This is a genomic window from Pleomorphomonas oryzae DSM 16300 (assembly GCF_000422965.1).
Classification (GTDB): domain Bacteria; phylum Pseudomonadota; class Alphaproteobacteria; order Rhizobiales; family Pleomorphomonadaceae; genus Pleomorphomonas; species Pleomorphomonas oryzae.
Genome location: NZ_AUHB01000015.1, coordinates 115,682 through 140,753 on the forward strand (window position 1 = coordinate 115,682; position 25,072 = coordinate 140,753).

Genomic DNA, 25,072 nt, shown 5'->3' on the forward strand with positions numbered 1-25,072 from the left:
ACTGCCAAAGCGCCTGGGGACATGAGGACGGCCGCTAAGCGGCAGAACGGATACGCAGGAAACAATGGCGACCGACATTCTGATCGTTGATGACGAGGTCGATATTCGCGATCTCGTGGCGGGCATCCTGGAAGACGAGGGTCATGGTACCCGGACCGCCGGTGACTGCGACAAGGCTCTTCAGGCTATTGCTGAGCGGCGTCCGCAGCTGATTTTCCTCGATATCTGGCTGCAAGGCAGCCGCATGGACGGCCTGCAACTGCTTGACGAGATCAAGGCCAACAATCCGGATGTGCCGGTGGTGATGATTTCTGGCCACGGCAATGTCGAGACGGCCGTCTCCGCCATCAAGCGCGGCGCCTATGACTACATTGAGAAGCCGTTCAAGGCTGACCGTCTGGTGTTGATTGCCGAAAGGGCGCTGGAATCCTCGCGCCTCAAGCGCGAAGTCCGCGAACTGCAAATTCGTTCCGATCGTCAGGAAGGCGTCGTTGGCGGTTCGTCGGTGGTCAATCAGCTCCGCAACACGATCGACCGTGTGGCGCCGACCAACAGCCGCGTATTGATTTCCGGCCCTTCCGGGTCCGGCAAGGAGTCGGTGGCACGCGCCATCCATGAGCATTCGCACCGGGCGGCCGGTCCGTTCGTGGTGCTGAATGCCACAGCCTTCTCACCCGAACGCATGGAGGTCGAGCTGTTCGGCAGCGAGTCCGACGCCGACGGCAAGCGCAAGGTCGGTGCCCTCGAAGAGGCGCATGGCGGTACGCTTTACCTCGACGAGATTGGCGATATGCCGCGCGAGATGCAGAATCGCATGGTGCGCGTCCTTGTCGATCAGGCTTTCGAACGCGTCGGTGGTACCCAGAAGGTGCACGTGGACGTGCGTTATGTGTCGTCAACGGCGCGCGACCTCGAGCGCGAGATCGCCGAGGGCCATTTCCGGGAAGATCTGTTCCATCGTCTGGCTGTGGTGCCGGTGCGCGTGCCGGGCCTCTCGGAGCGGCGCGAGGACATTCCGTTCCTCATCGAACAGATGATGCATCAGATATCCCGGGCTACCGGTCTACCGGTGCGGCGCATCGGCGAGGACGCCATGGCCGTTCTGCAGTCGCACGACTGGCCGGGTAATCTCCGCCAGCTTCGCAACAACGTCGAACGGCTGATGATCCTGACGCGCGGCGATCCGGAGGCAGTGATCACCGCCGACCTCTTGCCATCGGAAATCGGCACCATGTTGCCGTCGCTGCCGTCTGGTTCGGGCGGCGAGCATCTGATGGCGTTGCCGCTTCGGGAGGCGCGCGAGATTTTCGAGCGGGAATATCTCAAGGCCCAGCTCAACCGCTTCGGTGGCAATATTTCGCGCACCGCCGAGTTCGTCGGCATGGAGCGTTCGGCTCTGCACCGAAAGCTGAAGAGCCTGGCGATCGCCGGCTGAGTTGGTTCTCAGTCCGTTGGGTCACCTTCGACCAGCTCGGGTAGAGAATGCTGTTCCCACTCTCGATGAGGGATGGGCCTGCCGAGCGTGAAGTCGAAAGATGCCACACGGTCGAGAGCGTCGGTCGCAGTGCATCTGAATGACAGCCGATACCATTTGCCGTCAGCGTAGACGGCAGCGCCGGGTGCCTCGATCGATTTCGAAGTCAGCGACGGATCGGACATCGCATAAGCGACGACATTGTGGGGAACGAAGCCAGCCTTCCAATGCTTGAGCTGTTCCATGGCCTCAATGCTGCATAGCTGGATCAACCGTTCGTCGCTGCCCAGGGTGGCGATCGTTTGCCGGGTTTCCCGATTCCGCGGGTTGTCCAGGACGGCACTGGCGAAATACTGGGTCGCCGTTACACGCGTATTGGACGATGGGCTAGCAGTCTGGGCTGGAGGAACTGTCTGGGCCGGAGAGGCCGGCGACGGGCTGATGGCTTGGGGCGGCGGCGTGGCGATCGGGGAGGGGGCGGCAGGCGCCACTACGGGGCTCTTCGGCGGGGCGACTATGACCACCTCAACCGCGGCGGGCGGTTGAGCAATAGCCATATGGCGCGGTGTTTCGATGGCGAGAACGGCAAGGAACACTGCATGGCCGACCACTGACAGGGCCGTCGCCGGCCGCGGCAAGGTCTGCGCTATCCTCACTCCGAGGCCCTCCCACTTTGCCCCAGCCATCGCCGATCTTCGTGGCGGTTTGGTGGATTCGCCTCGGACACGATGTCGTGATCTGCTGGCGCTTCGCCGCTAGCTTGCCACCTTTTGCTTATTGCGCCCCTTGTGGACTCATTTTGCGGCGAACTCGTTGCCGTTCACCCTCCCTTTACCACGTTGGTCCAGATTTCTCTGAAAGGGAACGGGATGTTCCCATCGTCTCCGCGTGAGTTTGTTGCGTATGATTACCCGCCAGCATCGCCCGTCTTGGCTCCGCCGCCTGATCCTTCCCGCCGTGACGGCTGTTTTCCTCGGCTACTTCGGCTATCATGCCGTCAACGGTGAGTATGGCATGGTGGGACGCGCCCGCTTCGAGAGCCGTACCCAGGAACTCAATGCCGAGCTGGCCCGCCTCAATGCCGAAAAATCGGCGCTGGAGGCGCACGTCAAGCTATTGCGCCCTTCCAGTCTCGATCAGGACATGGTCGATGAGAGGGCGCGTGTGCAGCTTTCGGTCGTCAATCCCAATGAAGTCGTCATCATGGATTTTGACAAGCTGGCTCAAGCCAAAACCAATTGACATTGCTATATTTTCCGTTGATTAACTTGATTTCAGTTAATTCACTCATCGAGTGATGCAGCTTTCGCATGATTGACATGCGATCCAAACCTTGACTTGCTCCCGGGAAAGGGGTTCCGTCGGCGCCCTACGAAATAATCCCTACATGGGAGGAACGCTCAATGGCTGTACGACCGGCGACCGAGAAGCGCAGCCGCGCTTCGGCCCCGACCTCCGCAACGAGAAAAACCGGCAAGATTTCCAACCCGGCTATCAATTATCAGGTCGCTGAGTTCGATAAGGATGATGAGCTCAAGGCTTATCATGACATGCTGCTGATCCGACGCTTCGAAGAGAAGGCCGGTCAGCTCTATGGCATGGGTCTGATCGGCGGTTTCTGCCATCTCTATATCGGCCAGGAAGCCGTGGTCGTCGGTATTCAGAAGGCGCTGCGCGAGGGTGAGGACCAGGTTACCACCTCCTATCGCGATCATGGTCATATGCTGGCCTGCGGCATGGACCCCAAGGGCGTTATGGCCGAGTTGACTGGTCGCCAGGGCGGTTATTCGCGTGGCAAGGGTGGCTCGATGCACATGTTCAGCCGCGAAAAGCAGTTCTTCGGCGGCCATGGCATTGTCGGTGCCCAGGTACCAATTGGTGCTGGTCTCGCCTTCGCCGACAAGTATCGCGGCACGGATAACGTATCGGTTGTCTACTTCGGCGACGGTGCTGCCAACCAAGGTCAGGTTTATGAGACCTTCAACATGGCGCAGCTCTGGAAGCTGCCGGTGATCTTCGTCATCGAGAACAACCGCTATGCCATGGGTACCTCGGTCAGCCGTTCGTCGGCGCAGACCGATTTCGCCAAGCGCGGCGAGAGCTTCAACATTCCCGGCGAGCAGGTGGATGGCATGGACGTCCGCGCCGTCAAGGCGGCGGCCGATCGCGCCGTCGAGTGGGCGCGAGCCGGCAATGGTCCCTATATCCTGGAAATGCAGACCTACCGCTATCGCGGTCACTCCATGTCCGATCCGGCCAAGTACCGGACCAAGGACGAAGTTCAGAAGATGCGCGACGAGCGTGATCCGATCGAGCAGGTCAGGAAGCGGCTGGTCGAGAAGGGCTGGGCCAGCGAGGACGATCTCAAGGAGATCGACAAGAACGTCCGCGCCGTCGTGACGGAAGCGGCTGATTTCGCCTCTGCCGATGCCGAGCCGGATCCCTCCGAGCTCTGGACCGACATTCTTCGCTGACCGCGTCGAGAGGATTTGAAAATGGCAATCGACATCCTGATGCCGGCGCTGTCGCCGACCATGGAAGAAGGCACGCTCACCAAGTGGCTGAAAAAGGTGGGTGATGATGTGAAGTCCGGCGACGTGCTCGCCGAGATCGAGACCGACAAAGCGACGATGGAAATCGAAGCCGTCGACGAGGGCAAGCTGCTCGAAATCCTGGTGGCCGAGGGCACCGAGGGCGTCAAGGTCAACGCGGTGATCGCCCGCGTCGGCGAGGAAGGCGAGACGGCCGCCGCGAAGCCGGCCGCCGCTCAGGCCGCGCCGGCCGAAAAGCCGCAGCCGGCGGCGCCGGCTTCGAGCACGGTTCCGGCGGCGCCCGTCGTCAAGGTCGAAGCCGACCCGGATCTTCCGGCTGGTACGCAGTATGAGAGCAAGACGGTGCGCGAGGCGCTGCGGGAGGCGATGGCCGAGGAAATGCGCCGCGATGGCGACGTGTTCCTGATGGGCGAGGAAGTCGCCGAGTATCAGGGCGCCTACAAGATCTCGCAGGGTCTGCTCGATGAGTTCGGCGCCAAGCGCGTCATCGACACGCCGATCACCGAGCACGGCTTTGCTGGCATCGGCGTCGGCGCTGCCTTCGCCGGCCTGAAGCCGATCGTCGAGTTCATGACCTTCAACTTCGCCATGCAGGCGATCGACCAGATCATCAACTCGGCGGCCAAGACGCTTTACATGTCCGGCGGCCAGATGGGCTGCCCGATCGTGTTTCGTGGTCCCAACGGCGCGGCTGCCCGCGTCGGTGCCCAGCACAGCCAGGATTATGCCGCCTGGTACGGCATGATCCCTGGTCTCAAGGTGGTGATGCCCTATACGGCAGCCGACGCCAAGGGCTTGCTCAAGGCGGCGATCCGCGATCCCAACCCGGTGATCTTCCTGGAGAACGAGGTTCTCTACGGCCATCACTTCGATGTGCCGAAGCTCGACGATTACGTGCTGCCGATCGGCAAGGCGCGCATTCACAAGGCCGGCAAGGACGTCACCATCGTCTCGTTCGGCATGGGCATGTCCTATGCGATCAAGGCGGCGGAAGAGCTGGCCGGCCTCGGCATCGATGCCGAGCTGATCGATCTCAGGACCATCCGACCGATGGACATCGAGACGGTGGTCAATTCGGTCAAGAAGACCGGTCGTTGCGTGACCGTCGAGGAAGGTTGGCCGCAGGGTTCGGTGGGCTCCGAAATTGCTTACCAGATCCAGGCCAATGCCTTCGACTATCTCGACGCGCCGGTCGGCCGGATCACCGGCAAGGACGTGCCGATGCCCTACGCGGCCAATCTCGAGAAACTCGCCCTGCCGACCGTGGGTGATGTGATCGAGGCGGTGCGCGCCGTCACCTATCGCTGAGGAGAGCTGAAATGCCGATCAAGATTCTGATGCCGGCGCTCTCTCCGACGATGGAGACGGGCAACCTGACCAAATGGAACGTCAAGGTGGGCGATGCCGTGAAATCCGGCATGGTGCTCGCCGAGATCGAGACCGACAAGGCGACCATGGAGGTCGAGGCGGTCGACGAGGGCGTCGTCGCCAAGCTGGTGGTGGCCGAGGGCTCGGCCGACGTACCGGTCAACGCGGTGATCGCCATTCTCGCCGAAGAGGGCGAGGATGTTGCCGCCGCGGCGGCTGCTGCCGACGGTGCAGCTCCCGCCCTGGCCAAGGCGGAAGCGCCCAAGTCCGAGGAAAAGGCTGAGGCGCCGAAGGCGGAAGCTCCCAAGGCGGAAGCCGCCAAGGCGGGTGAGGGCGAGCGCATCTTTGCCTCGCCGCTGGCTCGCCGCGTCGCCAAGGACAAGGGCCTCGACCTCAAGTCCGTCAAGGGCTCGGGACCGAAGGGCCGCATCATCCTGCGTGATGTCGAAGGGGCCGAGGCTGCGCCGAAGCCGGCCGCTCCGCAGGCGGCGGCTGCCGCTGCCGCGCCGGCCGCCAAGCCGGCTGGTGCCAGCGACGAGATGACGCTGAAGCTGTTCGACCCGGAGAGCTACGAGCTGATCCCGCACGACGGCATGCGCAAGACCATCGCCCGCCGTCTCACCGAGTCCAAGCAGACGGTGCCGCACTTCTACGTCACCGTCGACGTGGAGCTCGACGCGCTCTTGGCCCTGCGCAAGGACATCAACGATGCCGCGCCGACGTCCGACGGCAAGCCGGCCTACAAGGTGTCGGTCAACGACATGGTGATCAAGGCCTACGCGCTGGCTCTCAAGGCCGTGCCGGACGCCCACGTCTCCTGGACCGATGGCGGCATGCTGAAGCACAAGCACGCCGATGTCGGCGTTGCCGTGTCGATCCCCGGCGGCCTGATCACCCCGATCGTCCGCAAGGCCGACGAGAAGAGCCTCTCCACCATCTCCAACGAGGTGAAGGATCTCGCCAAACGTGCCAAGGACCGCAAGCTGAAGCCCGAGGAATACCAGGGCGGCACCACCTCGGTGTCCAACCTCGGCATGTTCGGCGTCAAGGACTTCGCGGCCGTCATCAACCCGCCGCATGCGACCATCCTGGCGGTTGGCGCCGGCGAGCAGCGGGCGGTGGTGAAGGGTGGCCAGCTGGCCGTCGCCACCGTGATGAGCGTCACGCTCTCCACCGATCACCGCGCCGTCGACGGCGCGCTCGGTGCCGAGCTTCTGCGCGCGTTCAAGGGCTTCATCGAGAAGCCGATGTCGATGCTGGTGTGACGGAGTTTCTCCGTCGTCCATTTCGGGAGGCGGTTGCCGGCAAGGCCGGCGCCGCCTGCTTCCGGCGCGAGGCTCGTCCCGCGCCGCAGCCAGATTGAAGGCATAGACCTATGTCCCAGTATGACATCCTGATCATCGGCTCCGGCCCCGGCGGCTATGTGGCCGCCATCCGTGCCGCCCAGCTCGGCCTCAAGGTCGGCGTTGTCGAGCGCGCCTATATCGGCGGCATCTGCCCCAACTGGGGCTGCATCCCGGCGAAGGCCCTGCTGCGCTCGGCCGAGATCTTCCACTATATCGAGCACGCCGCCGACTACGGCATCAAGGCCGAGAAGCCGGGTGCCGATGTCGCCGCCATCGTCAAGCGGTCGCGCGGCATCGCCCAGCAGATGAGCCAGGGCGTCGGCTTCCTCTTGAAGAAGAACAAGGTCGACCTGATCTGGGGCGAGGCGACCATCACGGCGCCCGGCAAGGTCAAAGTGAAGCCGATCGATGGCGCGCCCAAGGGCTGGCTGCCGGCCGGCGACTTCGAGGCCAAGAATATCATCGTGGCGACCGGTGCCCGGCCGCGCGTGCTGCCCGGCCTCGAGCCGGACAAGAAGCTGGTCTGGACCTATTTCGAGTCGATGGTTCCGGAGGCGCTGCCGAAGCGTCTGCTGGTGGTCGGCTCGGGCGCCATCGGCATCGAGTTTGCCAGCTTCTATCGCGACCTCGGCTCGGAGGTCACTGTCGTCGAGGTGATGAGCCAGGTGATGCCGGTCGAGGACCACGAGATCGCCGAGCTTGCCAAGAAGCGCTTCGAGAAGGCCGGCATGAAGATTCTTCTGGAGGCCAAGGTCGCCTCGCTGAAGAAGGGCGCCAACGAGGTGACGGCGACCGTTGAGCTCAAGGACGGCACCAAGCAGGAGATCGTCGCCGATCGCGTCATCTCTGCCGTCGGCGTCGTCGGCAACGTCGAGAACCTCGGCCTTGAGGCGCTGGGCGTGAAGCTCGATCGGGGCACCATCGCCACCGACGGCCTCGGCCGCACCAACGTGCCGGGCATCTATGCCATCGGCGACGTTGCCGGTCCGCCGATGCTCGCCCACAAGGCCGAGCACGAAGGCACGCTGTGCGTCGAGGCGATCGCCGGGCTGCATCCCCATCCGATGGACAAGCTACAAATCCCGGGCTGCACCTATTGCCATCCGCAGGTAGCCTCCGTCGGCCTCACCGAGAGGAAGGCCAAGGAAGCCGGCTACGAGCTCAAGGTCGGCCGTTTCCCATTCATCGGCAACGGCAAGGCGGTGGCGCTCGGCGAGCCGGAAGGCTTGGTCAAGACGATCTTCGATGCCAAGACCGGTCGCCTCTTGGGCGCCCACCTGATCGGCGCCGAAGTGACGGAGATGATTCAGGGCTTCGTCGTGGCCATGCAGCTCGAGACCACCGAGGAAGAGCTGATGCACACGGTGTTCCCGCACCCGACGGTCAGCGAGACCATGCACGAGAGCGTGCTTGCCGCCTACGGCAAGGCCATCCACATTTGAGGCATGATTGAGACTTAACACAGAGGCCGGCGGGGATGTTGCCGGCCTCTTTTTTGTGACACCCTTCCAAACGCGAAAATCGCAATATCTTTTTGTTGGCAGGAGATAGCTCGATGCAGGGACATGCCTTTCTGATCTGGGGTGCCGTCGGTCTTCTCGCCGGCTGGCTGGCGAGCTTCGTGGTGGGTGGTGGCGGCCTCATCCGCTATCTCGTCTCCGGCCTGATCGGCTCGTTCGTCGGTGGGCTGGTGCTGCAATGGACCGGCATCAACATTCCGATCGCCAGTCCCTTCCTGCACGAGGTCGTGGTGGCGACCATCGGTGCCATCATCTTCGTCTTTCTGGCCCGCATGGTGGTTTGAATAATAACTGTGCGCCAAGATCGCGTTGCTCGGCTGTTCTGCAAATAAAAGCAGCAGTTCTGTATGTAGTTCCTCGAACGTTGTTTTTACTTTATTAACGAGGTGAATGCGACTCTTCCTTTAGTCAAATTGCGACGATCCGGGGGACGGGATGACAGCTTCGGTTGTGTCCATTCGCGACATTTCTTCAAAGTCCGCATCCGTCCAGGAAATTGCCTTTAGCAAGGTTGGCCAGATCCGGGCGATCAACCGCCGCATGCGCATCCTGGCCCTCAACGCGCTGATCGAGGCCGAAAGGGCCGGCGACGCCGGGCGTGGTTTTGCAGTGGTCAGCCAGGAAGTGCGTGGCATCTCGGAAGAGGTGGAGAAGCTCTCCACGGCCCTCGAAGCAGAGCTCGCCTCGGAGATTGGCGAGATTTCCTCGCTGGTGCAGGAGATGAGCCAGTCGTCCCAGGGGCAGCGGCTCGTCGATCTCGCCCTCAACGCTATCGAGATCGTCGATCGCAACCTCTATGAGCGTACCTGCGATGTACGCTGGTGGGCGACCGATTCCGCTTTTGTCGATGCCATGACAGCGCCCGGCGAGGCGGCCTTCGCCTATGCGGCGCGGCGTCTCAACGTCATTCTGCGCGCCTATACCGTCTATCTCGATATCTGGCTGTGCGATCCCCAAGGCAAGGTGGTGGCGTCCGGCCGTGGCGATCGTTTTCCGGTCGCCGGCGCCGATGTGTCGTCGCGCTCCTGGTTCCGGACCGGCATGGGGCTCAGGACCGGCGACGATTTCCACGCCGAAGACATCGCCCGCGAGCCGCTTCTCGCCGACACACTGGTCGGCACCTTCGTCACGCCGGTCCGGACGGGCGGCGATGCGAACGGCCGGCCCATCGGCTTGCTCGCCATTCATTTCGATTGGGAGCCACAGTCGCGGGCCATCGTCGAGGGCGTGCGTCTCAGCGACGAGGAAAAGGCGACGAGCCGCGTGCTGATCGTCGATCGCGACAACCGCGTCATCGCCTCATCCGACGGTGCCGGCCTGTTGACCGAGCGACTGCCGGCCTTCAGCAGCGGGCAGGCGGGCTGGCAGGTGCGCGATGGCCGGATCGTCGCCCAGCATGTCACTCCGGGGTATGAGACCTATCGGGGTCTTGGCTGGCGCGGCGTGATCGAGCAGCGGCTTAGCGTCGACAAACCTTCGGCGACGGTGATGCCACTCAAGCGGCTTCGCTAGCGCATTGTGCGGAAAAGTGGAAACTGGTTTTCCGCAAAAACAATGCGACATCAAGGAACGAGAGCATATTGGCGAACCAGAGTTCGCCAATATGCTCTACGTCGAGGGGACGCGTTTTCAATCCCAACGCCCGGCAGTAAGATCATCCAAGGGAAGGGCATGGTTCGACCTGCCCAAGGGAGGATGATGCAATGCCGGTAGAACTCAATTTTCTAAGTCTTCTCACCGGCTGCTTTGCGACGCCGGTTGCCGAGAACCCAACGGTCGCCATGGTCGAGGCGGCCTATCGCGCCATGGGTCTCGATGCCCGCTACATCAATTGCGACGTCGCACCGGCCGACCTTGGCGATGCCGTGCGGGGCGCCCGCGCGATGGGCTGGCGGGGCTTCAACTGCTCGCTGCCGCACAAGGTGGCGGTGATCGATTTCATCGACGAACTGGCTCCCTCGGCCGAAATCATCGGCGCGGTCAACTGCGTGATCAACGACGACGGCCGGCTGATCGGTGAGAACACCGACGGCAAGGGCTTCCTCACCTCCCTCAAGACGGTGGTCGACCCCAAGGGCAAGCGTGTCGTGGTGCTGGGCGCCGGTGGCGCCTCACGGGCCATCGCCATTGAAACGGCGCTGGCCGGCGCGGCGTCGATCACGATTGTCAACCGCGACGAAGAGCGCGGCAAGGCGGTGACGAAGCTCGTTGCCGCGCATACGTCGGCGGCGGCCGAGTTCGTGCCCTGGCAAGGCAAATACGCCATCCCCGAGGATGCCGACGTTCTCATCAATGCGACGTCGATCGGCCTGTTCCCCGGCGTGGACGACATGCCGCCGGTCGCGCTGTCGACGGCCCGGCCGGGTCTGGTGGTGGCCGACGTGATCCCCAATCCGCCGCGCACGGCTTTTCTGAAGCAAGCAGAGGCGCGCGGCGCCATAACGCTCGACGGTCTTGGCATGCTGGTCAACCAGGGGGTTATCGGCATCCGCCTGTGGACGGGCCGCGAACCCGATGCGAAGGTGATGCGCGGTGCGCTGGAGGCGGTCTTCAGCGCTTGAATTTTCGCTGAACGTCTGCTTGCGGCGGCTTGTGGGATAACTACATCTTCCGCGACGCCCGCGGACGTTCATCCGCGTTTCGGTGACTTTGGGGGAAACGGCCTTGACCACGACCGACATTGTGAAGACGCCCATGCAGTATCTCGATAAGGCCATGGGTGGATTGCGCGACCTCGGCCTGCTGCCGGCTCGAACCGAGGAGGCACCGATCGTCGGCCTTCTCGAAAAGATCACCGATCTCGACCCCGACAGGATCGCCGTCATCACCCGCACGCTCAGCCAGATGAGCGTGTTCAACGAGGTGGTGCGCGAGCAGATCTCCGAAATGTCGATCGGCGAGCGCTACGAGAAGATCACGCAAGGCTTCAACTCGATCCGCGACGACGCCAAGGCGATGGTCGACCAGATCTCCGATGGCAAGATCGACTTGTTCGAGCGGGCGACCAACGCCTGGATGAAGATTTCTCGCGGCGACATTGCCAGCCGTTTCGACGGGATCCGCGACACCTATCTTGAGGTGGCACGCGACACCAAGACCAACATCGAGCGCGAACAGGTCATCCTGGAGGCCTACCGTGATTTCCGCGGCGCGCTGAAGCAGGCCGAAGTGGCGGCGCTGGAAGTGTTGAAGGCGGCCGAGGCCAAGCTATCGGTTGCCAAGGACGAACTCGGCAAGGCCTCAGAGGCAGTGGCCGGCTTTGCCGGCACGGAGGCTTCCGAGCGCGCGAAGCTGGAACTCGTTCGCGACGAGAAGCTGCGGGCCATGCAGAACGAGGAAGGCCGCTACCAAGTGGCCAAGGATCTCGCCGACAATCTCACTATCGGCTACAACACCTCCGAAGTGATCATGGCGCGTCTGTTGCAGACGACGTCGGCCAAGGAACGCGTCTACCAGCAGTCCGTTTCCTTCTTTACCACCAATGAATCCGTGTTCACGGCACTGAAGGCGTCGTTCACCGGCTTGTTCGGCCTACACGAGTCAACGCAGACTTTGAACTCCATGAAGGAGGGCGTCTCGAAGTCGTTGGAAGTGCTGGCGGATATCGGCGGCAAGGTGCAGGAGGAGGCGCTGAAGGCCGGCTATGGCCCGACGGTGCGTGCCGATGCAGTGAAGAAGCTGGTCGACAGCGTCGTCACCTATCAGGAGCGCTCGACTGAGATCATCGCCGAGATGCGCACGCTGGCGACCAAGAACTCCGAGGAGATCCGCGCCGCTGTCGAGGACGGCAAGCGTCGGATGGCCCGCCTTGCCGAGCAGGGCAATGCGCTGGTGCTGAATGGCTGACATTGCTCAGGGCGGCGCTGCCGCTCCCAAACTCGATGAGCTCATGCTGGCGATGGACGTGGTCGACACGCTCCGTCACCAGGAGGGCGTTGTCGAGAAGGCGCTCAGCGAGGACAGCCGCGATGCCACTCTGAAGGAGCGGCTGCGGTCGCTTTACGAAGGGCAGGGGCTGAAGGTCTCCGATCGCATCCTCGATGATGGCATTCGGGCGCTGAAGGAAAGCCGCTTCACCTATGATCCGGCGCCGCCGTCCTTTGCCCGGACGATGGCGCTCCTATGGGTCGGGCGCGCCATGGTGGGTAAGATCGCTGCGGCGGCGCTGCTCGCCCTCGTCGTGCTCGGGGGCGTCACCTATTGGCGTGTCGCATCGACGGAGCGAGCGGCCGAGGCGGCACGAGCCGAAATGACGGTGACGTTGCCGGAAACCGTCGATGCGGCCGAGAAGGCCTTGGCGACCGAAGCGCTTACCTCGGAAGCTCAGGCCGAGGCAAAGACGCGTGTCGCCGCGGCCCGAGCAGCGATCAGCTCCGGCGATGCTGCTTCTGCCCGGCAGGCCGTCGCTGCGATCGCCGATCTGCGCGGCAGGCTGGCGCAGACCTATGAACTCAGGATCGTGTCGCGACCGGGCGAAAAGACCGGCGTCTTTCGCATTCCCAACGTCAATACCCAGGCCCGCAACTACTATCTGATCGTCGAGGCGGTGACGCCGTCCGGCGAGGTCCTGAAGATGCCCGTCACCAACGAAGAGGATGGCAAGGTCAGGACAGTCGACAAATGGGGCATTCGCGTGCCCAAGGCGACCTACGACAAAATCGCGGCCGACAAGAGCAACGACGGTATCGTCGAGGACAACATCCTCGGTGAGAAGCCGCGCGGCAGCCTTGAACCGGTCTACGAAATGGATGTCCTCGCGGGCGCCATTACCAGCTGGTAAAGCCCCCACTCACCCAAGGACGCAGCATGATTTCCGCGCGACAGGCGCTTAACGACATCGAACGGGCCATCCTCGGCGTTCGCCGCGACGAGGACCGTCTGGTCGCCATGCTGGGCGACACCAAGGCCGAGGGCGACCGCCTGAGAGCCGAGAAGGCGGATGGCTTTCGGGCACTGGCGCGCTTGCGGCTCGATGCCATTGCTCGCGACGAAGTGGTTGGCGAACTCGATAGCGTCGAGCGGCGGGCTCGCGTTGCCCTCGACAAGCGTCGCGACCGTCTAGCCGAGCTCAAGGCCAGTCGTGAGGGCGCATCGAAGAAGCTCGAAGAGCTCGAAGACAAACGCGCGGCGGCGGCGAAGCTGCGCGACGCGGCGATCGAGGCGGTCGAAACGAAGACCGATGCCGTGGAAGCACGACTTGCGGCGGAAGACGAATGGAAGCGTCTGACCGCAGCCATCGAGACGTCGGAAGCCACCGCTGCGGCGGCCGATGAAAAGCGTCGGCAAGCCGAGCAAGATCGCGCCGTCAAGGGAAAGCCTTACGAGGTCGATCGTCTGTTCATGTATCTCTGGCAGCGTGGCTATGGCACGTCGGCCTATCGGGCGGGGCCGCTTGCGCGCTATTTCGATGCCAAGGTAGCCAGGCTCGCCGGTTACGACGCAGCTCGCATCAACTACTACATGCTGACCGAAATCCCGCTGCGCCTAGCCGAGCATGCCGAGCGTCTCAAAGCCGATGTGGCCGCGGCTGTCGTAGCCCGTCAGGCACATGAGCGGGCAGCTCTCGAGGCGGATGGCATCAAACCGCTTGAGGCGGCGGTGGCCGACGCCGACCGAGCGCTTGCCAAGGTCGAGACCGACATTGCGCGCGTGAGGTCGGACGTCGACAGCATCGACAAGGAAACGGCGGCGGCGCTAGACGATAATGGAGATCCGGCGGTACGCGGCGTGATCGACGATCTGGCCGGCACGTTGGCGCGCGCCGACATGGTCGAGCTGGTGCGGCGTGCCGAAGCGACGCCGACGCCGGAAGATGATCTCATCGTCAAGCGGCTGCGACAGATCGAACGCGACCTTGTCCGGGTCGATGCCCAGGCGGACGAGCTTCGGCGCACGTCGATCGATATGGCCACCAAGCGGCAGGAGCTTGAGCACTCACGCGATGTCTTCCGCCGCAGCGGCTATGATCGACCAAACGGCAGCTTCTCGAATGGCGATACGATCGGCGGCCTGATCGGCGGTATCATCTCTGGCGCGATCACCGCGGCTGTGCTTGAAGGGGCGTTCCGCGACGGTTATCGATATAGCGGTTCCGGGCGTCGCGACGATTTCGGTGGCAGTTGGAGTGGCGGCTTGTCTGGCGGCGGTGATGGCTTCGGCACCGGCGGCGGATTTGGCGGCGGTGGCGACTCTGGCGGTGACGGTTTCACGACTGGCGGCGGCTTCTGAACGTCGCATGACAACAGCGCAGCCCTGATGCGACAGGACCGGCATGGCCCGTTCTCAGTAGTTTTGCTAGGACTTATAGACACAGAAGACCGGCGAGGCCGGCCCTGCCTTAGGAAAGCGACGGACAATGGTCACGATTCTCGATACCGTGAAAAACGCGCCCAAGGCGCGCCATCCCGAGAAGGCCAACCGTCCCGACAACCCGATCCAGCGCAAGCCGGAGTGGATCCGCGTCAAGGCGCCGGGTTCGCCGGTCTACAAGGAAACGCAGGAGATCGTGAAGGAGAACGGTCTCTTCACGGTTTGCGAGGAAGCGGGCTGCCCCAATATCGGCGAATGCTGGTCGAAGAAGCACGCCACCATGATGATCATGGGCGACACGTGCACCCGCGCCTGCGCCTTCTGCAACGTCAAGACCGGCATGCCGGCGCCGCTCGACCCCAATGAGCCGGAGAACGTCGCGCTAGCCGTCGAAAAGCTCGGCCTGCACCATGTCGTCATCACCTCGGTCGACCGCGACGATCTGGCTGATGGTGGCGCCGAACACTTCGCCCAGGTCATCCGCGCCATTCGCGCGCGCTCGCCGTCGACCACCATCGAGGTGCTGACGCCGGACTTCCTCAGGAAGGAGGGTGCGCTGGAGGTGGTGGTGGCGGCCAAGCCCGACGTCTTCAACCACAATCTTGAAACGGTACCGTCGAACTACCTCACCGTCCGTCCCGGTGCCCGTTACTTCCACTCCATCCGGCTGTTGCAGCGGGTAAAGGAGCTTGATCCGACCATCTTCACCAAGTCCGGCATCATGGTCGGCCTCGGCGAGGAGCGGCACGAGGTTCTTCAGCTAATGGACGACCTGCGCTCGGCCGACGTCGATTTCCTGACCATCGGCCAGTATCTTCAGCCGACGTCCAAGCATCATGCCATCATCCGTTTCGTGCCGCCGGATGAGTTCAAGTCTTATGAAACCGTCGCCTACACCAAGGGCTTCCTGATGGTGTCGTCGAGCCCGCTCACCCGGTCGTCGCATCACGCCGGCGAGGACTTCGCGCAGCTTCGCGCCAATCGTGAAAAGAAGCTTGCGGAAGCAAGAGGCTGAGAGCTGGGCAGGATTGCCTTTCGGCGCGAAGTCTGAAAAGCGTAAGGCGATGCTAGAGTGCAGTTCGATCTGATTGCATCAGGTCGGCGCTCTAGCCTGTTGTTTGAGACGCATCATCTTTTCGATCCTCGCTTCACTCCGGCCGGATGATGCTTTAAAGCCGCCTTGCTTCATTCTGTACTATAGGACGCCACCTGATAATGCCGACCTTCGAGACCGTGCGCCACGTCAACCATAGCCCGGAGCGGATGTTCGATCTGGTGGCCGATGTCGAGAAATACCCAGAGTTCGTGCCGCTTTGCGAGCGGCTGACTGTCCGGCAACGACGCGTCGACGACGCTGGCCACGACGTACTGATCGCCGATCTCACCGCCGGCTATGGGCCGGTGCGCGAAACCTTCACCTCGATGGTGACGCTCGATCGGCCGGCACTTGCCATCAAGGTCGAGTATATCGACGGGCCGTTCCGCTTCCTCGACAATCGCTGGAGTTTCACACCGCGCGATGGCGGTGGCTCCGACATTCATTTCTGGATTTCCTACGAGTTCCGCAGCCGAATGCTGGGCGCTTTGATGGGCTCGATGTTCGACCGAGCCTTCCGCAAGTTTTCGGAGGCCTTTGAACAGCGCGCCGACGCGCTCTACGGCGTCGGCGTCTGACATATCGGAGGCCGACATGAGCCTTGCCGTCAACCTTCCGATCATTCTGTCAGCGGCTTTCGTGGCTACCGCGAGCCCCGGACCGGCCACGCTCGGCGTTGCTTCGATGTCGATGGGCGCCGGTCGCCGGCGCGGCATTGCCATGGCCCTTGGCGTGATCACCGGCTCGCTCACCTGGTCGGCGGCTGCAGCGCTCGGCCTGGGCGCGATCATGCTGGCCAACGCCTGGATTCTCGAGGCGATCCGCTACATCGGCGCCGGCTATCTTCTCTACCTGGCAGTGAAGTCGGCGCGAAGCGCGCTCCATCCCCCGGCGTTGATATTGAGTGCCGCCGATCATCTGAGCTGGGGCGCAGCCTATCGCAAAGGGCTGTTGCTGCATCTCACCAACCCCAAGGCTGTCTTGTTCTTCGGCGCGCTCTATTCGATCGGCGTACCGCCAAGCACGCCGCTGACCACGCTTCTCGCGGTGATCGTCGCTGTCGGCCTGCAGAGCACGCTGATCTTCCTGACCTACGCGGTGGTTTTCTCGTCGCCGACGGTCGCGCGCGGCTTCACCCGTATTCGCCGTTTGTTTGACGGATTGCTTGCTGTTGCCTTCGGTTATGCCAGTTTCAAGGTACTGACAGCGCATCTTCGCTGACGAAAGCCACCGGCCTTCCCTTATGCCCCCTTACGGAAGTCGCGGGCGAAGCCTACATTGGCCTCCATGACCGTTCATGGAGGATCGAATGGCAGGCGTTGGCATCATTGGCACGATTATCATTGGGCTGTTGGCCGGATGGCTGGCTGAACGTTTCACCCGCTCTAACCATGGTCTCCTGACCAACCTGCTTCTTGGCGTCGTCGGTGCGCTGGTGTTCTCCTGGGTGGTCCGCCATTTCGGCATCGTGCCAAATGGTCCCAACGGTTGGCTTCCCAATCTCGTTGGCGGCACGATTGGCGCCGTCGCGCTGATCTGGCTTTATCGCCAGTTCAGGCGGTGAGGCCAGGCCAAAGGCCATAGCCTCACCTGCTCGTCCTTACGCTTGGCCGATGGTATCAAGCTCCTTCAGCGTTGCACTATCGAGCTCGATATCCGCCACAGCGAGGTTCTGCTCGAGGTGAGCGACCGACGACGTGCCGGGGATCAGCAGGATGTTCGGCGAGCGCTTGAGCAACCAGGCGAGCGCCAGCTGCATCGGCGTGTAGCCGAGCCTTTGGGCCACGGCGCTGAGGGTGTCTGACTGGAGCGGCGAGAAGCCGCCGAGCGGGAAGAACGGCACGTAGGCGATACCCTGGGCGGCGAGCTCGTCGATCAGGGCGTCATCATCACGATGAACCAGATTGTAGAGGTTCTGGACGCAGACGACGTCGACGATGCGCTGCGCCGCCTTGACCTGGGCCGGCGTGACGTGGCTGACGCCGATGTGGCGGATGAGCCCCTGCCGCTGCAACTCGGCCAAGGCCTCGACCTGCGGCTCGACCGGGCCTTCGGCCGGGTGATGCACATCGAACATGAAGCGCATGTTGACGACGTCGATCACGTCGCGGCCGAGGTTGCGAAGATTGTCGTGGATGGCCGAGCGCAGCTCGTCGGGCGTATCGGCTTTGAGCCATGAACCGTCCGAGCCGCGCTTGGCGCCGACCTTGGTGACGATGGTGAGATCGGCAGGGGAGGGGGGAAGCGCTTCGCGAATGATCTGATTGGTGACGTGCGGGCCATAGAAGTCGCTGGTGTCGATATGGTCGACGCCGGCGGCGATCGCGGCGCGCAGTACGGCTACCGCCTGTGCCCGGTCCTTCGGCGGGCCGAAGACGCCAGGGCCGGCAAGCTGCATGGCTCCATAGCCGAGCCGCTTCACGCTGCGGTCGCCGAGGCGAAAGGTTCCAGATTTATCGATCGAGGGCATTGGGCTGTCTCCTGCGCTGATGGAACCTTGAACAATTCCAGCAAAAGTGGGAACCGGTTTTGCTTTCGGAATTGCGTGGGGAAAAATGGGATAGAGCACATGTGGCGAACCTGGGTTCGCCACATGTGCTCTAGAGATAGACGCTGGCTGCTGTGCGGAGAACGGGGTACAGTCGGCACAAGCTGTACGGATTTTCGAACAATGGCAGTTGATTTCGGCGATATCTCGGCTTTCCTCACGGTCGCCAAGGCCGGCGGTTTTCGCGATGCCGCGAGATCGGCGGGCGATAGCGCCTCGCGGCTCAGCGAAGCGGTGCGCCGTCTGGAGGCGCAGCTCGGCGTACGCCTCTTCCATCGGACGACGCGTAGCGTCGAACTGACTGCGGTCGGTCGCGAACTCGCCGATCGCTTGACACCGGCCATCGCCGAAGTGGATCTGGCGCTCGACGTTGTCAACGGCTATCGCGAGCGGGTTGCCGGGCGGCTCAAGCTCAACGTGCCAGTCAGTGCAGCGCGCCTGGTGCTGCCGGACATCGTGCCGTCGTTTCTGGCTGCATTTCCGGATATCCAGCTGGAAATCATCGCCGAGGACACCTTCGTTGATCTGGTCGCCTCCGGTTGCGATGCCGGCATCCGCTACGATGAGCGGCTGGAGCAGGACATGATCGCCGTACCAATCGGACCGCGGCGGCAACGTTACGCCTTGGCGGCTTCGCCTGCCTATCTCAATCGGCACGGCCGACCCGACCACCCGCGCGACCTTCTCAACCACAATTGCATCCGTAGTCGCTTTGCCAGCGGTGCCATAGCGCCTTGGGAGTTGGAGAAGGACGGCGACGTCTTCAATGTCGACCCGACGGGGCAACTGATCGTTGGTACCGGGGCCTCGGATCTGATGGTTGCCTCCGCCATCGACGGCGTCGGCATCATGGGATTGTTCGAGGACTGGATCGCGCCACACCTGTCAACGGGCGCACTGGAGCCGGTGCTGGAAGCGTGGTGGCCGAACTTCTCCGGTCCGTATCTCTATTATCCCGGCCGCCGCTTGGTCCCGGCGCCCCTCCGCGCCCTCATCGACTTCGTCAAGGCGCGCGGTGCGACAGTGCCCGATCAGGCCGTCAGGCTCCAGTCGGCAACAGCCTCTTCCAGCATGGCGAGCGCCTGAACCACAGCCGCATAGCGCACGCCGGCGCGGTCGAGGCTGCCGAAGCGCCGCTCGGCGTGGACGGTTGCGCGGCCTTTGCCGGCACAGGCGAAATGGACCAGACCGACCGGCTTGTCGGCCGTGCCACCGCCGGGTCCGGCAATGCCGGTAATGGAAACGGCGAAGGCAGCGCGCGAATGGGCGAGGGCGCCCTCGGCCATGGCGCGGGCCGTAGCCTCCGAAACGGCGCCATGGGCGATCAGCGTCGCCTCGGGCACACCGAGCATTTCGATCTTGGCTTCGTTGGAATAGGTGACGAAGCCGCGTTCGACCACATCCGACGAGCCGGCAATTTCGGTCAGCAGGCCGGCCACCAAGCCGCCGGTGCAGCTTTCGGCGGTAACGATGGTCACGCCTTTGGCGCGGGCTTTCTCAAGGAAATGCTGGGCGCGAGGATGGAGCGGCGAAAGGTTGGTCATGGCGATCTCTCCTCTTCGGCAGGGGCATGAAGGACATATAGGTCGCCATCCGGCGAACGGGAGACGTTGCCCCGCCGTTAGCCGCCGAGCGGCAGCCGCACGGTGGCGGTGGCAATGGCGGCGATGCCTTCGCGGCGGCCGGCGAACCCGAGCCCCTCGTTGGTGGTCGCCTTGACGCCGACGCGATCGATGGTGATGCCGCAAGTTTCGGCGACCGCTGCGCGCATGGCTTCGCGATGCGGGCCGACTTTGGGCGCCTCGGCAATGATCGTGATGTCGCAATGGGCAAGCAGGCCGCCGCGTTCGGCGATGCGGCGCACCGCATCATGCAGGAACAGCTTGGACGCGGCGCCGCGCCAGCGCTCGTCGGAAGGTGGGAAATGCTGGCCGATATCGCCATCGCCGAGGGCGCCCAGGATGGCATCGGTCAGCGCGTGCAGGGCAACGTCGGCGTCCGAGTGGCCCTTGAGGCGCTGGTTATGCGGAATGAATACGCCTGAGAGCGTTACTCCGTCGCCGGGTTCCAGCACGTGGACGTCGTAGCCGGTGCCGACGCGGACGTCGGGGCAGGCGAGAAAGGCGTCGGCGGTGAGGCGCTGCTCGGCCATTGTGAAATCCTCCGCGGTGGTCAGCTTGATGTTGTCGGCACCGCCATCGACCAGCAACACGCGGTGGCCGGCAAATTCCGCGACGGCTGCGTCGTCGGTTACGCCAGTCATGCCGCGCGCTGCAAGCACCCGGTGGGCCGCGGCAATTTCCGCATATCGAAAACCTTGAGGCGTCGCGGCGCGCCACAGCCCTTCGCGCGGCACCGTCTCGCCGACGTAGCCCGCCGCGTCGGCGCGCTTCACGGTGTCGATCACCGGCACGCCGCAGAGCACGGCAACCTCATGGCCGAGAGCTTCGATCACCCGATCAATGGCTTCGCGGCGGATGAATGGGCGCACGGCGTCGTGGATCAGCACATAGTCCGGGGCGTCGGCGGCGAGCGCCGCAAGGCCGGCAAAACAGCTTGCCTGACGGTCGGCGCCACCGACAACGGGCGGCGACAGGCGAGGATCGTCAAGGCCGGCGACAGCTGCGGTGTAGAGATCGTGGTCGTCGGGGTGGATGACCGTCAGCACTCGATCGACGCCGGGATGGACGAGGAAGGCTCTAGCTGTGCGCGCAATGACCGGTTGGCCGTGGAGTTGCCTATACTGTTTGGGCGGTTCGCCGGCGCTGGCGGCGCGGGAGCCGCGCCCGGCGGCGACCAGAATCACCGCGACGGTTGGGCGCGCGGAAGGACGGGTGGGGGAGGTCACGCTGGAGGGCATTGCCGTTCGCTGGGCTCCGCTGGCGACCGGATGGCGGTCGCGGCAAAAATGTGCATTCTCGTTACGTTATCCGCCGGATGCGCCGCAAGACGCTTGCGTCAATTCTTCTGAGCGGCTATCAATTGCGTAATTTGTATGCAGCGGCATTTCATGCACAAGGTGTAAGCATGGCGGTTTCCAGGCCGGATCGCGAGATGATGATAGCGCCGGCGGCGGAACTTCGTGTCGGCGGCGTAACTGTGCCGTCGCCGGTGTTCCTGGCGCCGATGGCCGGCATCACGGATCTACCGTTCCGCCGGGTGGCCCGTCGCTATGGCGCAGGCCTTACCGTGTCGGAAATGGTGGCGTCGGAAACGCTGCTGGAAGGCAAACCGGAAACGACGGCGCGCGCCGAGGCCGACGACGAAGGGCTGCATGTCGTTCAGCTTGCCGGCCGCGAGGCCTACTGGATGGGTGAGGGTGCCCGTGCCGCGGAAGCCGGCGGCGCCGACATCATCGACATCAATATGGGCTGTCCGGCGAAGAAAGTAGTGTCAGGCTATTCGGGCTCGGCCTTGATGCGCGACCTCGATCACGCGCTGACGCTGATCGAGGCGGTCGTTGGCGCCGTCAAGGTACCGGTGACGCTGAAGATGCGGCTGGGATGGGATGAGACCTGCCTCAATGCGCCGGAGCTGGCGAGGCGGGCGGAAGCGGCCGGTGTCGCCATGGTCACCGTGCATGCCCGCACCCGCAATCAGTTTTACAAGGGCTCGGCCGATTGGTCGAAGGTGAGGGCGGTGCGCGAGGCGATATCCATTCCGCTGGTGGTCAATGGTGATGTCGTCGATGCCGCTTCGGCCCGCGAAGCGCTCCTTCAATCGGGCGCCGACGCGGTCATGATCGGCCGCGGTGCCTACGGTCGCCCCTGGATGCCTGGCCGGATTGCCGCTGCGCTTGCCGCTGGTGGCGAGGCTGAGGCGCCTCACAGAGACGAGGTCCTGGCTTCGCTCAGGACGCAATACGAGCACATGCTGTCTCACTACGGCAAGGGCCTCCTGGGTCTCAAGATGGCCCGCAAGCATGTCGGCTGGACCTTCGATGCCGTGCCGCGCAGTGACGCGGCGGCGCCAGATATTCGACGTCGGGCGCTGACGTCGGAAGTGCCTGGGGTCGTGATGGAAGCCATCGACGAGTGGTTCGGCGATAGCGAAGCGAGTTTCGAGAGGGTTGCCGCATGACGACGTCATCATCTTCACCGGGCGCGGACGCTCCGGCGGAGCGGGATCTCGAAGTGTCGATCCTCAATGCCCTGCCGCATCCGGTGATCATGCTTGATCAGGAGGGCCGGGTCTGTTCGGCCAATGACGCGGCGCAGAATTTCTTCCAGTCGAGCGCCGCCGTGCTCGGCCGGCATTCGCTCCGGCACTTCGTGCCCTTCGGCAGCCCGTTGTTGCAACTGGTCGAGCAGGTGCGCGATCGCGGCGCTTCGGTCAACGAATACCGCGTCGACGTCGGCACCCCGCGCAATGGCGGCGAGCGCGTCGTCGACATTTACGCGGCCCCGGCCTCCGACCGTGCCGGCCATGTGGTGATCATGCTGCAAGAGCGCACCATGGCCGACAAGATGGACAAGCAGCTCACCCATCGCGGTGCTGCCCGCTCCGTCACCGGCCTTGCCGCCATGCTGGCGCATGAAATCAAGAATCCGCTCAGCGGCATTCGCGGCGCAGCGCAGCTTCTGGAGCAATCGGCCGATGATGAAGACCGGGGACTGACCCGTCTGATCACCGACGAGGCCGATCGCATCGTCAAGCTGGTCGACCGCATGGAAGTGTTCTCCGACGAGCGGCCGATCGAGCGTGAGCCGGTCAATATTCATGCGGTGCTGGAGCATGTGAAGCGTCTGGCGCTCTCAGGCTTTGCCCGCGACATTCGTATCGTCGAGGAATACGACCCGTCGCTGCCGCCGGTCTATGCCAACCGCGATCAGCTGGTGCAGGTGTTCCTCAACCTCGTCAAGAACGCCGCCGAGGCGCTGACCGATACGCCGGATGCCGAGATTGCATTGACCACCGCCTTCCGGCCCGGCGTGCGGCTGTCCGTGCCCGGTACGCGTGAGCGTGTCAGCCTGCCGCTGGAATTCTGCGTGCGCGACAACGGCCCCGGCGTGCCGGAAGAAATCCAGACGCACATGTTCGATCCCTTCGTCACCACCAAGACCAACGGCACCGGCCTCGGCCTCGCCCTGGTCGCCAAGATCGTCGGCGACCACGGTGGCGTCATCGAATGCGAGAGCCAGCCGCGCCGCACCACCTTCCGTCTCCTCCTCCCCGCCTACGTCGACAAGATCGCGGACTGAAAGGGTCTTTTCCGATGCCTACCGGCAGCATACTCGTCGCCGACGACGATTCCGCAATCCGCACGGTGCTGAACCAGGCTCTGTCGCGGGCGGGCTATGAAGTGCGCCTCACCTCCAACGCCGCGACGCTGTGGCGCTGGGTCAGCCAGGGCGATGGCGATCTCGTCATCACCGACGTGGTGATGCCGGACGAAAACGCCTTCGATCTTCTGCCGCGCATCAAGAAGGCGCGCCCCGATCTGCCGGTGGTGGTGATGAGCGCCCAGAACACCTTCATGACCGCGATCCGCGCGTCGGAGAAGGGCGCCTACGAATATCTGCCCAAGCCGTTCGACCTCAAGGAACTGATCTCCATCGTTGGTCGGGCGCTCGCCGAACCCAAGGGCAAACAGCGGCTTGAAGCCGGCGAAGACGGCTCGGAGAACATGCCGCTGGTCGGCCGCTCGCCGGCCATGCAGGAGATCTATCGCGTTCTCGCCCGTCTGATGCAGACCGACCTGACGGTGATGATCACCGGCGAGAGCGGCACCGGCAAGGAACTGGTGGCGCGGGCGCTGCACGACTATGGCAAGCGCCGTACCGGTCCCTTCGTGCCGATCAACATGGCGGCCATTCCACGCGACCTGATCGAAAGCGAGCTGTTCGGCCACGAGAAGGGCGCCTTCACCGGCGCGCAGGCCCGTTCGGCCGGCCGGTTCGAGCAGGCCGAGGGCGGCACGCTGTTCCTCGACGAAATCGGCGACATGCCGATGGATGCCCAGACGCGCCTGCTGCGTGTCTTGCAGCAAGGCGAATACACCACGGTCGGCGGCCGCACGCCGATCAAGACCGACGTGCGCATCGTTGCCGCGACCAACAAGGATCTGCGCCTCCTGATCAATCAGGGCCTGTTCCGCGAAGACCTGTTCTTCCGCCTCAACGTAGTGCCGATCCGCTTGCCGCCGCTTCGTGAGCGCATCGAAGATATTCCCGACCTCGTCCGGCACTTCTTCACCGTGGCCGAAAAGGAAGGCCTGCCGTCCAAGCAGATCGAGCCGGCGGCGGTGGAACGGCTCAAGCGCTACCGCTGGCCGGGCAACATCCGCGAGCTTGAAAACCTGGTTCGTCGTCTCGCCGCGCTCTATCCGCAGGACACCATCACGGTCAACCTGATCGAGGCGGAGCTGGCGACGCCGACGGTGACGCTGGTGGAAGAGGAGACGCCGACCGACGAGGATCTATCGGAGTCGGTGGAGCGCTTCCTCGCCAAATATTTCGCTGAGTTCGGCGACAACCTGCCGCCGCCCGGCCTCTACCATCGCATTCTCAAGGAAGTGGAATATCCGCTGATCGGGGCGGCATTGGCGGCAACCCGCGGCAACCAGATCAAGGCGGCGGAACTGCTTGGCGTCAATCGCAATACGTTGCGCAAGAAGATTCGCGATCTCGATGTGCAGGTGATCCGCAACTCGCGATAAGCGAGGCGCAGCCTAGATATAGAAGGCGTCGGCCAGCGGTCGGCGCCTTTTTCGTTTCTGCTCGGCTCGTTCATGAGCAAAGCAGCTCCGTTCTGCGATTCAAGGAACCGCAGCGCATTTTCAGAGTTTTCGCGACAAGTTGACATGCGCTAATGCATTAGTCCGATGATATAACGGACCGTTCGCTTGATGACGCTGGTT

At 63.5% G+C, this 25,072-nt stretch carries 24 protein-coding genes; 20 read left to right on the forward strand and 4 right to left on the reverse strand.

The window, feature by feature from the left end:
- Positions 1 to 64: 64 nt before the first annotated feature.
- Entirely contained in the window at positions 65 to 1,435 is a 1,371-nt protein-coding gene (ntrX, locus tag G522_RS0121430) for a nitrogen assimilation response regulator NtrX (RefSeq protein WP_026792788.1), read from the forward strand.
- Between the two features lie 8 nt (positions 1,436 to 1,443).
- On the opposite strand, the gene G522_RS28100 is transcribed toward ntrX, so the two are convergent.
- Complete coding sequence (locus G522_RS28100; protein WP_169453576.1) at positions 1,444 to 2,130, reverse strand: DUF930 domain-containing protein; 687 nt, start codon at positions 2,128 to 2,130, stop codon at positions 1,444 to 1,446.
- Between the two features lie 247 nt (positions 2,131 to 2,377).
- On the opposite strand from G522_RS28100, the gene G522_RS0121440 reads away from it, so the two are divergent.
- From G522_RS0121440 to G522_RS0121510, 15 genes are all read left to right on the forward strand, one after another.
- Positions 2,378 to 2,716, forward strand: a complete 339-nt coding sequence (locus G522_RS0121440; RefSeq protein ID WP_026792789.1) for an FtsB family cell division protein — start codon at positions 2,378 to 2,380, stop codon at positions 2,714 to 2,716.
- A 161-nt stretch (positions 2,717 to 2,877) separates the two neighbouring features.
- Positions 2,878 to 3,948, forward strand: a complete 1,071-nt coding sequence (gene pdhA / locus G522_RS0121445; RefSeq protein WP_026792790.1) for a pyruvate dehydrogenase (acetyl-transferring) E1 component subunit alpha — start codon at positions 2,878 to 2,880, stop codon at positions 3,946 to 3,948.
- A 21-nt stretch (positions 3,949 to 3,969) separates the two neighbouring features.
- On the forward strand, positions 3,970 to 5,334 hold the full coding sequence (locus tag G522_RS0121450) for a pyruvate dehydrogenase complex E1 component subunit beta (RefSeq protein WP_026792791.1): 1,365 nt from the start codon (positions 3,970 to 3,972) through the stop codon (positions 5,332 to 5,334).
- A gap of 11 nt (positions 5,335 to 5,345) precedes the next feature.
- Positions 5,346 to 6,659 (forward strand): pyruvate dehydrogenase complex dihydrolipoamide acetyltransferase, encoded by a 1,314-nt coding sequence (locus G522_RS0121455; RefSeq protein WP_026792792.1) that lies wholly within the window; start codon positions 5,346 to 5,348, stop codon positions 6,657 to 6,659.
- A gap of 110 nt (positions 6,660 to 6,769) precedes the next feature.
- Positions 6,770 to 8,182, forward strand: coding sequence for a dihydrolipoyl dehydrogenase (lpdA, locus tag G522_RS0121460; RefSeq protein ID WP_026792793.1), 1,413 nt, complete (start codon positions 6,770 to 6,772; stop codon positions 8,180 to 8,182).
- A 113-nt stretch (positions 8,183 to 8,295) separates the two neighbouring features.
- Complete coding sequence (locus G522_RS0121465; RefSeq protein ID WP_026792794.1) at positions 8,296 to 8,544, forward strand: GlsB/YeaQ/YmgE family stress response membrane protein; 249 nt, start codon at positions 8,296 to 8,298, stop codon at positions 8,542 to 8,544.
- Positions 8,545 to 8,695: 151 nt separating this feature from the next.
- Positions 8,696 to 9,772: a methyl-accepting chemotaxis protein gene (locus G522_RS28105; RefSeq protein WP_051229017.1), complete on the forward strand. Its 1,077-nt coding sequence runs from the start codon at positions 8,696 to 8,698 to the stop codon at positions 9,770 to 9,772.
- A 191-nt stretch (positions 9,773 to 9,963) separates the two neighbouring features.
- The gene (gene aroE, locus G522_RS0121475; protein WP_026792795.1) at positions 9,964 to 10,821 is read left to right on the forward strand and encodes a shikimate dehydrogenase; all 858 of its coding nucleotides are present in this window, start codon (positions 9,964 to 9,966) and stop codon (positions 10,819 to 10,821) included.
- 133 nt (positions 10,822 to 10,954) lie between these two features.
- Complete coding sequence (locus tag G522_RS0121480; RefSeq protein ID WP_036840429.1) at positions 10,955 to 12,106, forward strand: hypothetical protein; 1,152 nt, start codon at positions 10,955 to 10,957, stop codon at positions 12,104 to 12,106.
- Positions 12,099 to 13,040, forward strand: coding sequence for a DUF6384 family protein (locus tag G522_RS0121485; protein ID WP_026792797.1), 942 nt, complete (start codon positions 12,099 to 12,101; stop codon positions 13,038 to 13,040). Before G522_RS0121480 ends, G522_RS0121485 begins: the two co-directional genes overlap by 8 nt.
- A gap of 26 nt (positions 13,041 to 13,066) precedes the next feature.
- A complete protein-coding gene (locus tag G522_RS0121490; RefSeq protein WP_026792798.1) occupies positions 13,067 to 14,488 on the forward strand; it encodes a hypothetical protein in 1,422 nt (473 codons plus the stop codon).
- 127 nt (positions 14,489 to 14,615) lie between these two features.
- A complete protein-coding gene (gene lipA, locus G522_RS0121495) occupies positions 14,616 to 15,584 on the forward strand; it encodes a lipoyl synthase (RefSeq protein WP_026792799.1) in 969 nt (322 codons plus the stop codon).
- A gap of 200 nt (positions 15,585 to 15,784) precedes the next feature.
- A complete protein-coding gene (locus G522_RS0121500) occupies positions 15,785 to 16,243 on the forward strand; it encodes a type II toxin-antitoxin system RatA family toxin (RefSeq protein WP_026792800.1) in 459 nt (152 codons plus the stop codon).
- Positions 16,244 to 16,259: 16 nt separating this feature from the next.
- Positions 16,260 to 16,886 carry a LysE family transporter gene (locus G522_RS0121505; protein ID WP_026792801.1) on the forward strand — a complete coding sequence of 209 codons (627 nt, stop codon included), beginning with the start codon at positions 16,260 to 16,262 and terminating at the stop codon, positions 16,884 to 16,886.
- Positions 16,887 to 16,974: 88 nt separating this feature from the next.
- Positions 16,975 to 17,229, forward strand: coding sequence for a GlsB/YeaQ/YmgE family stress response membrane protein (locus G522_RS0121510; RefSeq protein ID WP_425414087.1), 255 nt, complete (start codon positions 16,975 to 16,977; stop codon positions 17,227 to 17,229).
- 36 nt (positions 17,230 to 17,265) lie between these two features.
- On the opposite strand, the gene G522_RS0121515 is transcribed toward G522_RS0121510, so the two are convergent.
- The gene (locus tag G522_RS0121515; RefSeq protein WP_026792803.1) at positions 17,266 to 18,135 is read right to left on the reverse strand and encodes an aldo/keto reductase family oxidoreductase; all 870 of its coding nucleotides are present in this window, start codon (positions 18,133 to 18,135) and stop codon (positions 17,266 to 17,268) included.
- A 201-nt stretch (positions 18,136 to 18,336) separates the two neighbouring features.
- Between G522_RS0121515 and G522_RS28110 the strand changes: the two genes are divergently transcribed.
- Positions 18,337 to 19,299 (forward strand): LysR family transcriptional regulator, encoded by a 963-nt coding sequence (locus G522_RS28110; RefSeq protein WP_051229019.1) that lies wholly within the window; start codon positions 18,337 to 18,339, stop codon positions 19,297 to 19,299.
- Here G522_RS28110 and G522_RS0121525 read toward each other — a convergent pair.
- Together G522_RS0121525 and G522_RS0121530 are read right to left on the reverse strand one after the other, a co-directional pair.
- Complete coding sequence (locus tag G522_RS0121525; protein WP_026792804.1) at positions 19,245 to 19,757, reverse strand: CinA family protein; 513 nt, start codon at positions 19,755 to 19,757, stop codon at positions 19,245 to 19,247. The genes G522_RS28110 and G522_RS0121525 overlap by 55 nt on opposite strands.
- 77 nt (positions 19,758 to 19,834) lie before the next feature.
- A complete protein-coding gene (locus G522_RS0121530) occupies positions 19,835 to 21,073 on the reverse strand; it encodes a bifunctional 2-C-methyl-D-erythritol 4-phosphate cytidylyltransferase/2-C-methyl-D-erythritol 2,4-cyclodiphosphate synthase (RefSeq protein ID WP_051229021.1) in 1,239 nt (412 codons plus the stop codon).
- A 197-nt stretch (positions 21,074 to 21,270) separates the two neighbouring features.
- Between G522_RS0121530 and dusB the strand changes: the two genes are divergently transcribed.
- Genes dusB through ntrC form a run of 3 tightly spaced genes read left to right on the forward strand, consistent with a single transcriptional unit; the run spans position 21,271 to position 24,871 of the window.
- On the forward strand, positions 21,271 to 22,293 hold the full coding sequence (gene dusB / locus G522_RS0121535; protein ID WP_425414088.1) for a tRNA dihydrouridine synthase DusB: 1,023 nt from the start codon (positions 21,271 to 21,273) through the stop codon (positions 22,291 to 22,293).
- Complete coding sequence (locus G522_RS0121540; RefSeq protein ID WP_026792807.1) at positions 22,290 to 23,414, forward strand: two-component system sensor histidine kinase NtrB; 1,125 nt, start codon at positions 22,290 to 22,292, stop codon at positions 23,412 to 23,414. The genes dusB and G522_RS0121540 overlap by 4 nt, the downstream gene beginning before the upstream one ends.
- Positions 23,415 to 23,428: 14 nt before the next feature.
- A complete protein-coding gene (gene ntrC / locus G522_RS0121545; RefSeq protein WP_026792808.1) occupies positions 23,429 to 24,871 on the forward strand; it encodes a nitrogen regulation protein NR(I) in 1,443 nt (480 codons plus the stop codon).
- Positions 24,872 to 25,072 lie beyond the last annotated feature (201 nt).

Bases quoted from the DNA above. Each gene is read 5' to 3' on its own strand.
- lpdA (WP_026792793.1), top strand. From the start codon at position 6,770: ATGTCCCAGTATGACATCCTGATCATCGGCTCCGGCCCCGGCGGCTAT.
- G522_RS0121500 (WP_026792800.1), top strand. From the start codon at position 15,785: ATGCCGACCTTCGAGACCGTGCGCCACGTCAACCATAGCCCGGAGCGG.
- G522_RS0121490 (WP_026792798.1), top strand. From the start codon at position 13,067: ATGATTTCCGCGCGACAGGCGCTTAACGACATCGAACGGGCCATCCTC.
- G522_RS0121530 (WP_051229021.1), bottom strand. From the start codon at position 21,073: ATGCCCTCCAGCGTGACCTCCCCCACCCGTCCTTCCGCGCGCCCAACC.
- dusB (WP_425414088.1), top strand. From the start codon at position 21,271: ATGATAGCGCCGGCGGCGGAACTTCGTGTCGGCGGCGTAACTGTGCCG.
- G522_RS0121440 (WP_026792789.1), top strand. From the start codon at position 2,378: ATGATTACCCGCCAGCATCGCCCGTCTTGGCTCCGCCGCCTGATCCTT.
- G522_RS0121540 (WP_026792807.1), top strand. From the start codon at position 22,290: ATGACGACGTCATCATCTTCACCGGGCGCGGACGCTCCGGCGGAGCGG.
- G522_RS0121515 (WP_026792803.1), bottom strand. From the start codon at position 18,135: ATGCCCTCGATCGATAAATCTGGAACCTTTCGCCTCGGCGACCGCAGC.
- G522_RS0121465 (WP_026792794.1), top strand. From the start codon at position 8,296: ATGCAGGGACATGCCTTTCTGATCTGGGGTGCCGTCGGTCTTCTCGCC.
- pdhA (WP_026792790.1), top strand. From the start codon at position 2,878: ATGGCTGTACGACCGGCGACCGAGAAGCGCAGCCGCGCTTCGGCCCCG.
- G522_RS0121450 (WP_026792791.1), top strand. From the start codon at position 3,970: ATGGCAATCGACATCCTGATGCCGGCGCTGTCGCCGACCATGGAAGAA.
- G522_RS0121480 (WP_036840429.1), top strand. From the start codon at position 10,955: ATGCAGTATCTCGATAAGGCCATGGGTGGATTGCGCGACCTCGGCCTG.
- aroE (WP_026792795.1), top strand. From the start codon at position 9,964: ATGCCGGTAGAACTCAATTTTCTAAGTCTTCTCACCGGCTGCTTTGCG.
- G522_RS28105 (WP_051229017.1), top strand. From the start codon at position 8,696: ATGACAGCTTCGGTTGTGTCCATTCGCGACATTTCTTCAAAGTCCGCA.
- G522_RS0121485 (WP_026792797.1), top strand. From the start codon at position 12,099: ATGGCTGACATTGCTCAGGGCGGCGCTGCCGCTCCCAAACTCGATGAG.
- G522_RS28110 (WP_051229019.1), top strand. From the start codon at position 18,337: ATGGCAGTTGATTTCGGCGATATCTCGGCTTTCCTCACGGTCGCCAAG.
- lipA (WP_026792799.1), top strand. From the start codon at position 14,616: ATGGTCACGATTCTCGATACCGTGAAAAACGCGCCCAAGGCGCGCCAT.
- G522_RS0121525 (WP_026792804.1), bottom strand. From the start codon at position 19,757: ATGACCAACCTTTCGCCGCTCCATCCTCGCGCCCAGCATTTCCTTGAG.
- ntrX (WP_026792788.1), top strand. From the start codon at position 65: ATGGCGACCGACATTCTGATCGTTGATGACGAGGTCGATATTCGCGAT.
- G522_RS0121505 (WP_026792801.1), top strand. From the start codon at position 16,260: ATGAGCCTTGCCGTCAACCTTCCGATCATTCTGTCAGCGGCTTTCGTG.
- G522_RS0121510 (WP_425414087.1), top strand. From the start codon at position 16,975: ATGGCAGGCGTTGGCATCATTGGCACGATTATCATTGGGCTGTTGGCC.
- G522_RS0121455 (WP_026792792.1), top strand. From the start codon at position 5,346: ATGCCGATCAAGATTCTGATGCCGGCGCTCTCTCCGACGATGGAGACG.
- ntrC (WP_026792808.1), top strand. From the start codon at position 23,429: ATGCCTACCGGCAGCATACTCGTCGCCGACGACGATTCCGCAATCCGC.